Source organism: Lelliottia sp. 489 (assembly GCF_050435885.1).
In the GTDB taxonomy this organism is placed as follows: Bacteria; Pseudomonadota; Gammaproteobacteria; order Enterobacterales; family Enterobacteriaceae; genus Enterobacter; species Enterobacter nimipressuralis.
Window position 1 is genome coordinate 221,388 of record NZ_JBNDLC010000002.1, and the last position, 14,079, is coordinate 235,466.

Consider the following 14,079-nt stretch of genomic DNA (forward strand, 5'->3'; position numbering starts at 1 on the left):
TTAAATTATTCGACGTTCAGCGCGTCATTAACCAGATCTTGCTGTTGCTTCTGGTGAACGGACATATACCCTACCGCCGGAGAGGCGGAGGCCGGGCGACCTGCGTAACGCAGGGCAGACCCAAATGGAATCACATCACGGAAATGATGCTGGCTGCAGTACCATGCGCCCTGGTTGAGCGGCTCTTCCTGGCACCAGACAAAATCATGCACGTGTGCGTACGGTTTCAACGCTTCCTGCACCGACTGATGCGGGAACGGATAAAGCTGCTCGATACGCACGATGGCGACATCTTTCTGATCTTTCTTGCGGCGCTGTTCAAGCAGGTCGAAATAAACCTTACCAGAACACATCACAACGCGCTTCACGGCCTGCGGATCCAGCTCGTCAATCTCACCAATCGCTGGCTGGAAGGTCCCGTTCGCCAGCTCATCCAGGCTGGAAACTGCCAGCGGATGACGCAGCAGAGATTTCGGTGACATCACCACCAGCGGACGGCGCATACCGCGCAGCGCCTGACGACGCAGCATGTGGTAAACCTGTGCTGGCGTAGATGGCACGCAGACCTGCATGTTCTGCTCAGCGCAGAGCTGCAGATAACGTTCCAGACGCGCGGAGGAGTGCTCCGGACCCTGTCCTTCGTAGCCGTGTGGCAGCAGCATCACCAGGCCACACATACGGCCCCATTTTTGCTCGCCGGAGCTGATGAACTGGTCGATAACGACCTGCGCACCGTTAGCGAAGTCACCAAACTGCGCTTCCCAGATAGTCAGGGTGCGCGGCTCTGCGGTGGCATAGCCGTATTCAAACGCCAGTACCGCTTCTTCGGACAGCACGGAGTCCCAGACCTTGAACTGGCCCTGACCGTTATGCACGTGCTGCAGCGGGGTGTACGTTGAACCGTTGGTCTGGTTGTGAATAACCGCGTGACGGTGGAAGAAGGTCCCACGGCCCGCATCTTCACCGGACAGACGCACCGGAATCCCTTCGTCGACCAGCGTCGCGTACGCCAGGTTCTCAGCGCCACCCCAGTCGAACAGCTTCTCGCCGGACGCCATTGACTGACGGTCGGAGTAGATTTTCTGCACGCGGGACTGCATTTCAATCGCTTCAGGTACCGTGCTGATGCGTTTAGCCAGCTCCTGCAGACGCTTCATTTCGACCTTGTTCGGGTAGCTCTCATCCCACTCGTGGTTGAGGTACGGCGACCAGGTAAAGGAGTGCATGTTCATCGGACGCAGCTCTTTCACTACGCACTCACCGGCATCCAGCGCATCGCGGTAAAGATTAACCAGCTCGGTCGCATCTTCCAGGGTCGCGATTTTGTCGGCTTCCAGTTTGTCAGCGTAGATCTTACGTGGCGTCGGATGCTTTTTGATTTTCTGGTACATCAGCGGCTGGGTTGCACTCGGCTCGTCCGCTTCGTTATGGCCATGACGGCGATAGCAGAACAGGTCGATGAACACATCGCGTTTGAAGGTGTTACGGAAGTCCAGCGCCAGACGGGTAACGAAAGCAACAGCTTCCGGATCGTCCGCGTTCACGTGGAAGATTGGCGCCTGCACCATTTTACCGATGTCAGTACAGTACGGCGTAGAGCGTGCATCCAGCGGGTTCGAGGTGGTGAAGCCCACCTGGTTGTTGATGACGATGCGAACGGTACCGCCCACTTCGTAACCACGCGCTTTGGACATGTTCAGGGTTTCCTGAACGACGCCCTGCCCGGTTACCGCCGCATCACCGTGAATGGTGATTGGCAGTACTTTGTTGCTGCTTGGCTCGTCCAGACGATCCAGACGCGCACGCACGGAACCGATCACCACCGGGCTTACGATTTCCAGGTGCGACGGGTTAAACGCCAGCGCCAGGTGAACCAGACCGCCCTGCGTTTCGATATCCGATGAGAAGCCCATGTGGTACTTCACATCGCCGGTACCGAGATGTTCTTTATGTTTGCCCGCGAATTCGTCGAACAGGTCCTGCGGTTTTTTACCCAGCACGTTGACCAGCACGTTCAGACGCCCACGGTGCGCCATACCCAGCACCACTTCACGGGTGCCGCTGTTGCCCGCATGGCGGATCAGCTCTTTCAGCATCGGCACTAACGCATCGCCGCCTTCCAGGGAGAAGCGTTTTGCACCCGGGAATTTAGCACCGAGGTAACGCTCCAGACCTTCTGCTGCGGTCAGTTCGCTCAGGAAGCGTTTTTTCTCTTCAACGCTAAAGCTGGCGTGGCCTGTCACCGACTCAATGCGCTGCTGGATCCAGCGTTTTTCGTCCGTGGAGGTGATGTGCATGTATTCTGCGCCAATGGAGCCGCAGTAGGTTTGTTTGAGCGCCTCAAGCAGCTCTCCCAGCTTCATCGTGTCTTTGCCGCTGGCAAAAGAGCCGACGTTAAAGCTTTCCTGGAAATCTGCCTCGGTCAGATCGTGATACGCCGGATCGAGATCCGCCACACGTTCTTGTTTCCACAGTCCCAGCGGATCGAGGTTCGCATGCTGGTGACCACGGAAGCGATAAGCATTGATGAGCTGCAGGACTTTAACCTGCTTCACATTGGTGTCAGGGTCAGAGATCGAGGAAGAGTAACGTGAGGCATCCTTCGCCAGACGACGGAAATAATCACGTGTTTTGGAATGGAATTGATCCGGTTTGACCCCAGTGCCAGGTAACTGCTGGAACATGGAACGCCAGTTAGCGTCCACTGAGTCAGGATCGGTTAAGAAGTCTTCATAGAGCTGTTCGATCCAGCTTTGGTTTGCACCAGAGAGGAAAGAAGAGTCCAGCCAGGCTTTCATTGCGCCGTTCTGCATCGTGATCCCTTAAGCATTTTTATGCTTATTTCGCCGTAGAAACTACCACGCACACCTCGTGTACGTGCCGGGGTTCACCTGCGAGCTCTTATGTTGTCTTGGGCTCGCGAAGGAACCTTTAAAAACTGTCTGTATAATCTTCGTCGTTCAGGCGGAGTTGTCGTTGCGGTTTTCACTCACGTCAGTTAACCGCGCCGTGCCTCGCTCTGAACGCCTCAATTATTGCCTGTCAGGGCAGTTTTTAGAGGTTTCCTACAATGTCTCTTTGCCCGGTGGCGTTCCGCTTACTGGCCTACATAAAAGTAGGCCGGATAAGCGGAGCGCCATCCGGTGGTATTACTTAGGCACTGCGCTGCAACAGCATCGACTTAATATGGCCGATGGCGCGCGTCGGGTTCAGCCCCTTAGGACATACACTGACGCAGTTCATGATGCTATGGCAGCGGAATACGCTGAAAGCATCACTTAATCCTTCAAGGCGACTGTCGGTTTCGGTATCGCGGCTGTCAATCAGGAAGCGATACGCGGCCAGCAGGCCAGCCGGGCCGATAAACTTGTCCGGGTTCCACCAGAACGACGGGCAAGAGGTCGAACAGCATGCACAGAGAATACACTCATACAGACCATCGAGTTTTTCACGCTGCTCTGGCGACTGTAAATGCTCGCGAGCGGGTGGATTTTGCCCATTATTCAACAAGTAAGGCTTAATCTTCTCATATTGTGCATAGAATTGCCCCATGTCCACCACCAAATCGCGAACGACCGGCAGGCCAGGCAGAGGACGAATCACAATTTTCTGTCCTGAACGCTGTAGCGCTGAAATTGGGGTGATACAGGCCAGGCCATTTTTGCCGTTCATGTTCACGCCGTCGGAGCCACAAACCCCTTCACGGCAGGAACGACGAAACGACAGTGTCGGGTCCTGTTCTTTCAGCTGCATTAACGCATCAAGCAGCATCATGTCGCGACCTTCTTCCGCTTCCAGGGTGTAATCCTGCATATGCGGAGCGTCATCGACATCCGGGTTATAACGATAAACTGAGAATTCGAGTTTCATTATCCTGTCTCCGCATTAATAGGTACGAATCTTCGGCGGGAACGCCGGACGCAGTTTCGGTTCCATGTTGACTTGACGTCGCGTCATAGATTCCGACTCTGGCAGATACAGGGAATGGCACAGCCAGTTTTCGTCGTCACGATCCGGGAAGTCGAAGCGGCTATGGGCGCCACGGCTTTCGGTGCGGAAGTTTGCGGAGACGGCCGTTGCATAGGCGGTTTCCATCAGGTTATCCAGCTCAAGGCATTCGACGCGCTGCGTGTTGAACTCGCTGGAGGTATCGTCCAGACGGGCATTTTTCAGACGCTCACGAATCGCTTTCAGCTGCTCAAGGCCTTTAGCCATCGCATCGCCTTCACGGAATACCGAGAAGTTGTGCTGCATACACTCTTGCAGCGCTTTGCGGATTTCGACCGGATCTTCGCCATCACGGTTGCCGTTCCAGCGGTTGAGACGTTCGAGAGAGGCTTCGATATCCGATTCACGGGCATCGCGCAGATCGCCCTGCTCGGCGATGGACTCTTGCAGATGTAAACCGACCGCACGACCAAACACCACCAGGTCGAGCAGCGAGTTGCCGCCCAGACGGTTAGCACCGTGGACCGATACGCAGGCGATTTCGCCAACCGCGAACAGACCCGGAATCACCACGTCTTCGCCCTGCTCGTTCACAGTCAGCGCCTGACCGGTTACTTTGGTCGGAATACCGCCCATCATATAGTGGCAGGTTGGGATAACCGGAATCGGCTCTTTCACCGGGTCAACGTGCGCGAAGGTGCGCGACAGTTCCAGGATGCCCGGCAGACGGGACTCCAGAACGTCTTTACCGAGGTGATCCAGTTTCAGTTTCGCATGCGGCCCCCACGGACCATCGCAGCCGCGACCTTCACGGATTTCGATCATGATGGAACGCGCCACCACGTCACGACCCGCCAGGTCTTTCGCATTCGGGGCATAACGCTCCATGAAGCGCTCGCCGTGTTTGTTCAGCAGATAACCGCCTTCACCACGGCAGCCTTCGGTAACCAGAACGCCCGCACCGGCGATGCCGGTCGGGTGGAACTGCCACATTTCCATATCCTGCACAGGCACACCTGCGCGGATCGCCATACCAACGCCGTCACCGGTGTTGATGTGGGCATTGGTGGTGGACTGGTAAATACGGCCTGCGCCGCCGGTCGCCAGCACGGTCGCGCGGGCTTTGAAGTAGACCACTTCACCGGTTTCGATGCACAGCGCGGTACAACCCACCACTGCGCCATCTTCGTTTTTCACCAGATCCAGCGCATACCACTCGGAGAAAATTGTGGTGTGGTTTTTCAGGTTCTGCTGATACAGGGTGTGCAACAGCGCGTGACCGGTACGGTCAGCCGCTGCCGCAGTACGTGCCGCCTGCTCGCCGCCGAAGTTTTTCGACTGGCCGCCAAACGGACGCTGATAAATTGTGCCATCTTCCAGGCGGGAGAACGGCAGACCCATATGGTCTAGCTCCAGAATCGCTTCCGGGCCGGTTTTACACATATATTCGATGGCGTCCTGGTCACCGATGTAATCGGAGCCTTTCACCGTGTCATACATATGCCATTCCCAGTTATCTTCATGGGTATTACCGAGCGCCACGGTGATACCACCCTGCGCAGACACGGTATGGGAACGGGTCGGGAATACTTTAGAGAGCAGCGCACAGGTCTGGCCGCTCTGGGAAATTTGCAGCGCCGCGCGCATACCTGCGCCACCGGCACCAATCACAACAGCATCAAATTCTCTGACTGGCAGTTTCATCACACACCCCACACCACAACAAATCCATAAATAACGTAAACCACCAGAGCCACAACAATCAGGAGTTGCAGCGGCAAGCGAACGCCTAACGGTTTAACGTAATCGGTCAACACCTGCCACATGCCAATCCAGGCATGAATAAGGATGGAGAACAGAGCCAGCAGGGTGAACACTTTGGTGAAGGCAGATCCGAAGAACCCGCTCCAGATTTCCCACGTCAGCTCGCCGCTGGTCGCAAAGAAACCGATCATGTAGATGATGTAAAGCGTGAGGACGATGGCAGTAGCGCGGACCAGAATGAAGTCATGTACGCCGTTGCGTCCTAATGCGGAGGCGTTGCTTACCATACGAGGACTCCTGCAAGAATTGAAAGCACGACAGTAATCACAAATGAAATATTGGCAGAACGTTTACCTGCTTCGAAGGTTTCTTCCAGATAGCCAAAATCCATCAGCAGATGGCGAACACCCACCACAACGTGGTACGCCAGCGCCGTCAGAATGCCCCACATGATAAATTTCACGAAGAAGCTGCTCATAATGGCAGAGGCCTGGAGGAATCCTTCAGGAGAAGAGAGGCTGGTACCCAGTAACCACAGCAGAATGCCGACCGCCACAAACGTGATCACACCGGACACACGGTGCAGAATGGACGCTATTGCCGTTACGGGGAATCGGATCGTTTTGAGATCCAGATTGACAGGTCTTTGTTTTTTCACATTTCTTATCATGAATAACGCCCACATGCTGTTCTTATAATTCCCTTTGAATTCGCGTTACAGGAAGGCGGCAAGTCCGGGAATCCCCTGCATCACAGTAAACTGTGTGACCGGGGTGACCTGACGCAGCCAACACACCTGTAGCGTGAAAGACGACGGGATTTCCTTCCTCCGGTCTGCGTGCGGGTCAAGCAGCGTCCATATCTATAACTGCGCGTCATGGTAAACATTGCTTCCAAATGCTAAAACGACACGTTACAACGCTGGGTGGCTCGGGATTGCAGGGTGTTCCGGAGACCTGGCGGCAGTATAGGTCGTTCACAAAACCATTACAATTAACCTACATACAGTTTGTCGGGTTTTATGCGGAACAGTGATCAGAGTCACGATAACAACATTATTTTAAATTTTAATCATCGGATTTGACAAAGATTAAACATTATTGTTACAAACTACAGCAGAAAAGGCATATAATGCGCAAAAGTTATGAGGTCTCTCTTTCACCTGAGATTTAGTTATGTAACAGTGTGATGGTATTGACCGAAGTTATCAGGACAGTTATTAGTGGTATACAGGTTTGAATAATTCGGACTGCGAAGACACTGATTTGCTGTTGTTTCTCTGATTTTTCACACGTTTACCTGCAAGGCGCCATAGCTCTGTACCCTGGTTCCTCCTCGCGAGCTGAGCGGTAAGCCAAATAACAAACCGGTAACGATGTGATAAACAGCTGAAAGCAAGTTGGTAAAAACGTGGTCTTAAGCATAAGGCGCTAAGGAGACCGTAAATGGCTGATACAAAGGCAAAGCTCACCCTAAACGGTGACACTGCTATTGAACTGGATGTGCTAAAAGGCACGCTCGGTCAGGATGTTATTGATATCCGTACACTGGGTTCCAAAGGAGTATTCACCTTTGACCCTGGTTTCACCTCTACCGCATCTTGCGAATCCAAAATCACCTACATCGACGGTGACGAAGGTATCCTGCTCCACCGCGGTTTCCCCATCGATCAGTTAGCCACCGAATCCAACTATCTGGAAGTGTGCTACATCCTGCTGAACGGCGAAAAACCGACGCAGGAACAATACGATGAGTTCAGAACCACCGTTACCCGCCACACCATGATCCATGAGCAGATTACCCGTCTGTTCCATGCATTCCGTCGTGATTCACATCCGATGGCCGTCATGTGCGGGATTACCGGCGCACTGGCCGCGTTCTACCACGACTCTCTGGACGTGAATAACCCACGCCATCGCGATATCGCGGCGTTCCGTCTGCTGTCCAAAATGCCAACCATGGCGGCGATGTGTTACAAATACTCCATCGGCCAGCCATTTGTTTACCCGCGTAACGACCTCTCCTATTCAGGCAACTTCCTGAACATGATGTTCTCCACACCGTGCGAAACCTACGAGGTTAACCCGGTGCTTGAGCGCGCCATGGATCGTATTCTGATCCTGCACGCCGATCACGAACAGAACGCATCGACCTCTACCGTCCGTACCGCAGGCTCTTCAGGCGCGAACCCGTTCGCCTGTATCGCTGCCGGTATCGCCTCCCTGTGGGGACCGGCGCACGGTGGTGCTAACGAAGCGGCACTGAAGATGCTGGAAGAGATCAGCTCCGTTGAGCACATTCCAGAGTTCGTGCGTCGTGCGAAAGATAAGAACGACTCCTTCCGCCTGATGGGCTTCGGTCACCGTGTTTACAAAAACTATGACCCGCGCGCCACCGTGATGCGTGAAACCTGCCACGAAGTGCTGAAAGAGCTGGGCACCAAAGATGATCTGCTGGAAGTGGCGATGGAGCTGGAACATATCGCGCTGAACGACCCGTACTTCATCGAGAAGAAACTGTACCCGAACGTCGATTTCTACTCTGGCATTATTCTGAAAGCGATGGGCATTCCGTCTTCCATGTTTACCGTGATCTTCGCGATGGCACGTACCGTCGGCTGGATTGCACACTGGAACGAAATGCACAGCGAAGGCATGAAAATTGCGCGTCCGCGTCAGCTGTATACCGGCTACGACCAGCGTGATTTTAAGTCTGATGTGAAAACCAAATAAGCGCCATGAGGTGCGGCCTGCTGCCCGCACCTTAATCTTCTTCACACTGGAGAGGACGCTAATACCAAAAACGGTAACCTTCGGGTTACCGTTTTGTTTTTATTGCTGGCACGCCGGGCACCAGTAAAACGGTCGTGACGACAACATCGTTCGCTCAATCGCCCCGCCGCACCGCTCGCACGGCTTCCCTTCCCGATGAAACACCTTAAAGCGGAACAGCGCCCCGTGATGTTTTTTATCATCCACCACGCCGCGCGTGTTGTAGGAGAGGCGTGGGATCTCCAGCAAGGCATGAGACAGCGCATCGAGCTGTCTCTCATTGAGCTGCGACGCTTTTCGCTGACCTGCCAGCCCCACTTCCCACAGAATTTCAACGCGCAGATAGTTACCTAGCCCGGCGAGAAACGCCTGATCGAGCAGCAGCCCGGAAAACTGTCGGTTGCGAAAGGCAGGCGACAGCAGCCGCGCTTTCACAGTTTCTGCGGTCAGGCGCATATCCAGCACGTCCGGCCCGACCCGTTGCAGAAACGGGTGAGTGAGCAGTTGCTCCGGCGTTAACATCTCGATATCCGACGCGCTGTAGAGCAAAATAGCCTTCTCCGCCGTCTGCAATCTGACGCGCAGGACACGATTAGTTTGCGGTTGCTCACCCACATTGATCACTCGCCAGACGCCATAAAGCTGGTTGTGGCTATATAACGTCAGGTTATGGCTGAAATGGGTCAGCAACGCTTTGCCGCGCGTCTCGATGTGCGTCACGGTTTGCCCGATCAACTGCGTTTCATACGGTTTTAACTGAGGGAAAGCAAACCACGCATCGGTCAGTGGTTTGCCCTTTATCGCCGCCTCCAGGCTATCCGCCGCGCGGCGGATCTCCGGACCTTCTGGCATTTTATCTTCCTTTGTTTAGTGCGTCGCGCCGCCCACGATTTTCACGTCAGACGCCTGGCGCAGGGCCACTTCGACCGCCACGATCAGCGCCGCTTTCACCGTGTGCGCCGCCATACTCGGTGCGCCCGGATGCGCTGCAGCCTGTTCAGGCAGGTACGGAATATGGATAAATCCACCCTTCACTGCGGTTTTTCCACTGATTTTATGCAGCAGCCCGTACATGACGTGGTTACAGACGAAGGTGCCCGCCGTCTGCGAAACGGAGGCGGGGATCCCCTTCTCGCGCATCGCCGCCACCATCGCTTTGATCGGCAGCGAACTGAACCACGCCGCGGGACCATCCGGGACGATCACCACATCAATCGGCTGCTGGCCGTGGTTATCGGCGATCCTGGCGTCGTCCACGTTAATGGCGACGCGCTCGACGGTCACATCCACACGACCGCCCGCCTGTCCGACCGCGATCACCACCGCAGGTTCAAGTTCATCGATAGCCGCATTCAGCACGCTTAACGACTCACCAAAAACGCAGGGCAGCTGGCGCGTCACCACGCGGCAGCTGTCGATGATACTCCCCTCAAGCTGCCTGACCACTTCCCACGAAGGGTTAACGGTCTCGCCGCCAAATGGCTCAAAACCGGTGACTAATACATTACGCATCGTCTCTCCTTACAGGAACATCAGGAAGTACAACAGGAACACGTTGGCAATCAGCAGCAGCACGCCGGTCGGCACCTGCGCTTTGATTACCGCATTTTTATCCGGCAGCTCCAGCAGCGCGGCGGGCACGATGTTGAAGTTCGCCGCCATTGGCGTCATCAGCGTTCCGCAGTAGCCGGAGAACATGCCAATCGCCGCCATCACCGCCGGGTTACCGCCATGCTGCAGCACCAGGATCGGGATGCCGATCCCCGCCGTCACGATCGGGAACGCCGCAAACGCATTGCCCATCACCATCGTGAGCAGCGCCATGCCGATCGTGTACACCGCCACGGCGATAAAGCGGCTGTCCACCGCCAGGTAGCTTTTCGTCAGCCAGGAGATGCCCTCACCCACGCCAGCGGCGGTAAAAAGCAGGCCCAGCGTCGCCAGAATTTGCGGCAGGATAAACGCCCAGCCGATGGAATCCAGCAGACGGCGCGCCTCCTGCAACGGCTGATGCACTTTTTCGTGCGTCATTTTGACCGCCATTGCGAGGCCAATCAGCGACCCGGCGGTCATCGAGAACAGCGTCACCAGCGTCGAATGGTTACCCGGTCCGAACAAATTTTCCTGCAATCCTGGCACATGGTTGAACATCAGCACGCCCACCACCGTCACCACAGGAATGGCTAACGCCGGATAGAACAGACGGTTGCCGAGCCGCTTCGCGCTGGCCTCCCGCTCTTCGGGTTTACGCTGGTGATAGCTGCCCAGACGCACGCCGCCAAAACCGGCGATCAGCGCCAGCCCAACCACCGCCAGACCGACCGCAATATGCACGGTGCGCTTATCGCCCACCAGCTGATACGTCCAGTCACCGAGCAGGAAAATCAGGCCGTACACGCCCCAGAACAGGCCGGTAGTGATGCGACGCGGGTTCGCTTTATCGCGAAACGACATCACGGCGACGATCAGCAGGATCAGCCCTGCCAGCCAGTAAAGATAACTTTGCTGGAAATTCATGAGGCATCTCCCTGCGTGTGCGTGGTTTTCGCCAGCTCGCGCTCAAGATGCTTGTCCAGCCGCCACAGGCGAGTGGCGTGGATAATAAAGGCGCAGACCGCCGTCGGAATGCCCCACAGCGCAATGTGCAGCGGCTCGGTCTGAATTCCGCCGGACTCCAGCATAAAGTTATGCATAAAGATGATCGCCCCGAAGGCGACAAAGATATCTTCACCGAAGAACAGCCCGACGTTGTCCGTCGCCGCCGACATCGCCCTCAGGCGATAGCGCACCGCGCCCGGCAGTTCGCCGTATTTTTTCTCCGCAGCCCCTTCTGCCATTGGAGCCAGCAGCGGTCGCACCATTTGCGGATGGCCGCCCAGACTGGTCAACCCCATCGCCGCCGTCGCTTCACGCACAAACAGATAGACAATCAGCAGTCGCCCTGCTGTGGCGCTGTGGATTTTGGCAATCCACGCCTGCGCGCGCTCTTTCAGACCGTGACGTTCCAGCAGGCCAATAACGGCCAGCGGGATCAGCAGGATATAAGGCAGGTTACGGGTATTCAGGAACCCTTCGCCCAGCTTTTCGAGGATAGTCGCGACCGGCATATTCGCCGCCACACCGGTGACAATCCCGGCGACAATCACCACCAGCACCGGATTAAAACGTAAGATAAACCCGACCACGATCACCGCAATACCGATGAGTGGCCAGAGCGAAAGCGTCTCTGCCATGTTGTCCTTCCTGTTGTTGTATAGCGTTTTGTTGTGTTTGCGTTTTGTGCTTTAGGCACTGATTTTTATATTATTTAACTCAAATTCTGCGCGCAAGCGACGGGCAAACGCCAGCGCGTGTTCGCCGTCTCCGTGCAGACACACCGTCTGCGCGCGCACAGAGGCCCACTCACCGCTCGTACTTTTCACCCGCCCCTGCTGCACCATGTTCAGAGTTTGCGCCAGCGCCTGCTCTTCATCGGCAATCAGCGCCCCCGGCTCGCTGCGCGGCACCAGGCTGCCGTCGGCCCGATAGCCGCGATCGGCAAACACCTCTTCGCGGGTCACCAGGCTATAACGCTCACCGGCGCGGATCAGCTCGCTCCCCGCCAGCCCGACCAGAATCAGATTGCCGTCCACCGCATGCACCGCGCGGGCGATAGCGTCAGCCAGCTGCGCGTCTTTCGCCGCCTGGTTGTAGAGCATCCCGTGAGGTTTCACGTGACGCAGTTGCCCCCCTTCGGCGCGGGCAATCGCCGCCAGCGCACCAATCTGGTACAGCATTTGGGCGTAAACCGTTTCTGGCGGCAGATTCATGGCCGTGCGCCCGAAGTTCTCCCGATCGGGAAAGCTCGGGTGGGCACCTATCGCCACGCCGTTTTTTAACGCGCCTCGCACGCTTTCGCGCATGGTCTGCGCGTCCCCGGCGTGAAAGCCACAGGCAATATTGGCCGACGACACCAGCGTCAGCAGCTCGGCATCGCTCCCGCAGCCTTCACCCAGATCCGCATTTAAATCAACGACGATCATTCAACCTCCATGCCAGTTGTTCGATGAATTGCCGCTGCACACGGAGCGCGTCGAGAGCCTCTTCCAGGGTACAGGGCACAAAGTGGATCGGCTGTCCGAGCGGGATTTGAGCCAGATGGTACATATCGGCTTCAATGATGCAGGCGATGCGCGGATAACCGCCGGTGGTCTGGGCGTCATTCATCAGCACAATCGGCTGGCCGTTGTGCGGCACCTGGACAACGCCCGGCAGCAGGCCGTGGGAGACCATTTCACGATCGGTGGTACGCGCCAGCTGCTGGCCCTGCAAACGGTAGCCCATACGGTTACTCTGCGGGCTGAGCCGCCACGGCAATCGCCAGAAGGCATCCTGCGAGGCCTGGTCAAACTCATGGTACTCCGGCCCCGGCAGGGCGCGAATGCGGTTACTCCACAGGAGCTGTTTCACCCCCTGCGCGTCGGTAAATTGGCGTGATTCGCTGCCCAGCGGCAGGTTATCGCCATCCTTCAGCAGGCGCCCTTCAAAGCCACCAATGCCCGTTTTGAGATCGGTGCTGAACGAGTTCATCACTTCCGGTACGTCAATCCCGCCGCCGACCGCCAGATAGCTGCGCATGCCGTGAGTCGGGCGATGAAGCGTCAGACGCTGCCCTGCTTTCACCTGCAGCCGCCAGCCGGTCCACACCGCCGCGCCGTCAAGCGTCGCGTCACAGCCCGCGCCCGTCAGGGCAAACCAGCCGTCGCGTTCAAATTCAAAGCTGCACTGTCCGAGGGTGATCTCCAGCGCTGCGGCATTCGGATCGTTGCCCACCAGCAGGTTGGCGATCTGCAACGCCGGTTTGTCCAGCGCGCCGCAGTAGCTGACCCCGGACTGGCGCAGCCCGGTGCGCCCGCCGTCCTGTACCGAGGTGTATAACCCCGCGCGAATCACCTTCAACATACCCCCTCCTTCTGCGGCACGAACCGCACGGTATCGCCCGGTCGCAACAGCACCGGCTCTTCGCGTTTAGCATCAAACAGCGCCTGGGAGGTATGGCCGATAAGCTGCCAGCCCCCCGGCGAGGCGAGCGGATAAACCCCGGTCTGCGATCCGCCAATTCCCACGGAACCGGCCGGGACCATCAGGCGCGGCTCGCCCCGGCGGGGCGTGTGGAGCGGCTCCGGCAATCCGCCGAGATACGGGAAACCTGGCTGGAACCCTAAGAACCACACCACGTAGTCCACCGAGGCATGCAGCTCGACGACCTGTTTTTCCGACAGCCCCGCATGACGCGCCACGTCGCCTAGATCCGGGCCAGCCGCGTTGCCGTACACCACCGGGATCTCGATAAATCGCGACTCCGGCTCCAGCGCCTCGCTCTCCTCCCACCAGCGCTGCAACCGCTCGATGGCGTCCAGCGCCACCGACTGCGGATTGCGCAGCACCACGGTAATGTTGTTCATCCCCGGAATGGCCTCGACCACTTCAGGGATTTCGCCCAGCCGCTGGGTTAAGCGCCAGATCCTTTTTTGCGTCGTCATCGTGACCGGAGGCTCTAACTCCAGTACCACTGCCGTTTCGCCTAATAAATAACAACGCGCTCGCTGCACTTACA

Annotated in this window: 13 protein-coding genes and 1 pseudogene; 2 read left to right on the forward strand and 12 right to left on the reverse strand. The window is 56.7% G+C overall.

Annotated elements, in window-relative coordinates; all coding sequences use genetic code 11:
- Positions 1-5: 5 nt before the first annotated feature.
- The 5 genes from sucA to sdhC form a co-directional block, all read right to left on the reverse strand.
- A complete protein-coding gene (sucA, locus tag ABIE11_RS09100; protein ID WP_100777174.1) occupies positions 6-2,813 on the reverse strand; it encodes a 2-oxoglutarate dehydrogenase E1 component in 2,808 nt (935 codons plus the stop codon).
- A 340-nt stretch (positions 2,814-3,153) separates the two neighbouring features.
- On the reverse strand, positions 3,154-3,870 hold the full coding sequence (locus ABIE11_RS09105; protein WP_100777175.1) for a succinate dehydrogenase iron-sulfur subunit: 717 nt from the start codon (positions 3,868-3,870) through the stop codon (positions 3,154-3,156).
- A 15-nt stretch (positions 3,871-3,885) separates the two neighbouring features.
- Complete coding sequence (sdhA, locus tag ABIE11_RS09110) at positions 3,886-5,652, reverse strand: succinate dehydrogenase flavoprotein subunit (RefSeq protein WP_100777176.1); 1,767 nt, start codon at positions 5,650-5,652, stop codon at positions 3,886-3,888.
- Positions 5,652-5,999, reverse strand: coding sequence for a succinate dehydrogenase membrane anchor subunit (gene sdhD / locus ABIE11_RS09115; RefSeq protein ID WP_100777177.1), 348 nt, complete (start codon positions 5,997-5,999; stop codon positions 5,652-5,654). Before sdhD ends, sdhA begins: the two co-directional genes overlap by 1 nt.
- Positions 5,993-6,397, reverse strand: coding sequence for a succinate dehydrogenase cytochrome b556 subunit (sdhC, locus tag ABIE11_RS09120; RefSeq protein ID WP_164971833.1), 405 nt, complete (start codon positions 6,395-6,397; stop codon positions 5,993-5,995). Before sdhC ends, sdhD begins: the two co-directional genes overlap by 7 nt.
- A gap of 491 nt (positions 6,398-6,888) precedes the next feature.
- On the opposite strand from sdhC, the pseudogene ABIE11_RS09125 reads away from it, so the two are divergent.
- Together ABIE11_RS09125 and ABIE11_RS09130 are read left to right on the forward strand one after the other, a co-directional pair.
- A pseudogene (locus tag ABIE11_RS09125) lies at positions 6,889-6,951 on the forward strand (hypothetical protein); the annotation flags it as partial.
- A 206-nt stretch (positions 6,952-7,157) separates the two neighbouring features.
- On the forward strand, positions 7,158-8,444 hold the full coding sequence (locus tag ABIE11_RS09130) for a citrate synthase (RefSeq protein ID WP_102104149.1): 1,287 nt from the start codon (positions 7,158-7,160) through the stop codon (positions 8,442-8,444).
- A gap of 99 nt (positions 8,445-8,543) precedes the next feature.
- On the opposite strand, the gene nei is transcribed toward ABIE11_RS09130, so the two are convergent.
- Genes nei through pxpB form a run of 7 tightly spaced genes read right to left on the reverse strand, consistent with a single transcriptional unit; the run spans position 8,544 to position 14,074 of the window.
- Complete coding sequence (gene nei / locus ABIE11_RS09135) at positions 8,544-9,335, reverse strand: endonuclease VIII (protein WP_102104150.1); 792 nt, start codon at positions 9,333-9,335, stop codon at positions 8,544-8,546.
- Between the two features lie 15 nt (positions 9,336-9,350).
- The gene (pcp, locus tag ABIE11_RS09140; RefSeq protein ID WP_429184356.1) at positions 9,351-9,995 is read right to left on the reverse strand and encodes a pyroglutamyl-peptidase I; all 645 of its coding nucleotides are present in this window, start codon (positions 9,993-9,995) and stop codon (positions 9,351-9,353) included.
- Between the two features lie 9 nt (positions 9,996-10,004).
- Positions 10,005-11,000: a DUF979 domain-containing protein gene (locus ABIE11_RS09145; protein WP_429184357.1), complete on the reverse strand. Its 996-nt coding sequence runs from the start codon at positions 10,998-11,000 to the stop codon at positions 10,005-10,007.
- A complete protein-coding gene (locus ABIE11_RS09150) occupies positions 10,997-11,716 on the reverse strand; it encodes a DUF969 domain-containing protein (RefSeq protein ID WP_429184358.1) in 720 nt (239 codons plus the stop codon). The genes ABIE11_RS09145 and ABIE11_RS09150 overlap by 4 nt, the downstream gene beginning before the upstream one ends.
- A gap of 51 nt (positions 11,717-11,767) precedes the next feature.
- Positions 11,768-12,502, reverse strand: coding sequence for a 5-oxoprolinase subunit PxpA (pxpA, locus tag ABIE11_RS09155; RefSeq protein ID WP_429184513.1), 735 nt, complete (start codon positions 12,500-12,502; stop codon positions 11,768-11,770).
- Positions 12,492-13,424 carry a 5-oxoprolinase subunit PxpC gene (gene pxpC / locus ABIE11_RS09160; protein ID WP_429184359.1) on the reverse strand — a complete coding sequence of 311 codons (933 nt, stop codon included), beginning with the start codon at positions 13,422-13,424 and terminating at the stop codon, positions 12,492-12,494. Before pxpC ends, pxpA begins: the two co-directional genes overlap by 11 nt.
- Positions 13,418-14,074 carry a 5-oxoprolinase subunit PxpB gene (gene pxpB / locus ABIE11_RS09165; protein ID WP_100777186.1) on the reverse strand — a complete coding sequence of 219 codons (657 nt, stop codon included), beginning with the start codon at positions 14,072-14,074 and terminating at the stop codon, positions 13,418-13,420. Before pxpB ends, pxpC begins: the two co-directional genes overlap by 7 nt.
- Positions 14,075-14,079 lie beyond the last annotated feature (5 nt).

Bases quoted from the DNA above. Each gene is read 5' to 3' on its own strand.
- ABIE11_RS09105 (WP_100777175.1), bottom strand. From the start codon at position 3,870: ATGAAACTCGAATTCTCAGTTTATCGTTATAACCCGGATGTCGATGAC.
- sdhA (WP_100777176.1), bottom strand. From the start codon at position 5,652: ATGAAACTGCCAGTCAGAGAATTTGATGCTGTTGTGATTGGTGCCGGT.
- sdhD (WP_100777177.1), bottom strand. From the start codon at position 5,999: ATGGTAAGCAACGCCTCCGCATTAGGACGCAACGGCGTACATGACTTC.
- sdhC (WP_164971833.1), bottom strand. From the start codon at position 6,397: ATGTGGGCGTTATTCATGATAAGAAATGTGAAAAAACAAAGACCTGTC.
- nei (WP_102104150.1), bottom strand. From the start codon at position 9,335: ATGCCAGAAGGTCCGGAGATCCGCCGCGCGGCGGATAGCCTGGAGGCG.
- pxpC (WP_429184359.1), bottom strand. From the start codon at position 13,424: ATGTTGAAGGTGATTCGCGCGGGGTTATACACCTCGGTACAGGACGGC.
- pcp (WP_429184356.1), bottom strand. From the start codon at position 9,995: ATGCGTAATGTATTAGTCACCGGTTTTGAGCCATTTGGCGGCGAGACC.
- sucA (WP_100777174.1), bottom strand. From the start codon at position 2,813: ATGCAGAACGGCGCAATGAAAGCCTGGCTGGACTCTTCTTTCCTCTCT.
- ABIE11_RS09130 (WP_102104149.1), top strand. From the start codon at position 7,158: ATGGCTGATACAAAGGCAAAGCTCACCCTAAACGGTGACACTGCTATT.
- ABIE11_RS09150 (WP_429184358.1), bottom strand. From the start codon at position 11,716: ATGGCAGAGACGCTTTCGCTCTGGCCACTCATCGGTATTGCGGTGATC.
- ABIE11_RS09145 (WP_429184357.1), bottom strand. From the start codon at position 11,000: ATGAATTTCCAGCAAAGTTATCTTTACTGGCTGGCAGGGCTGATCCTG.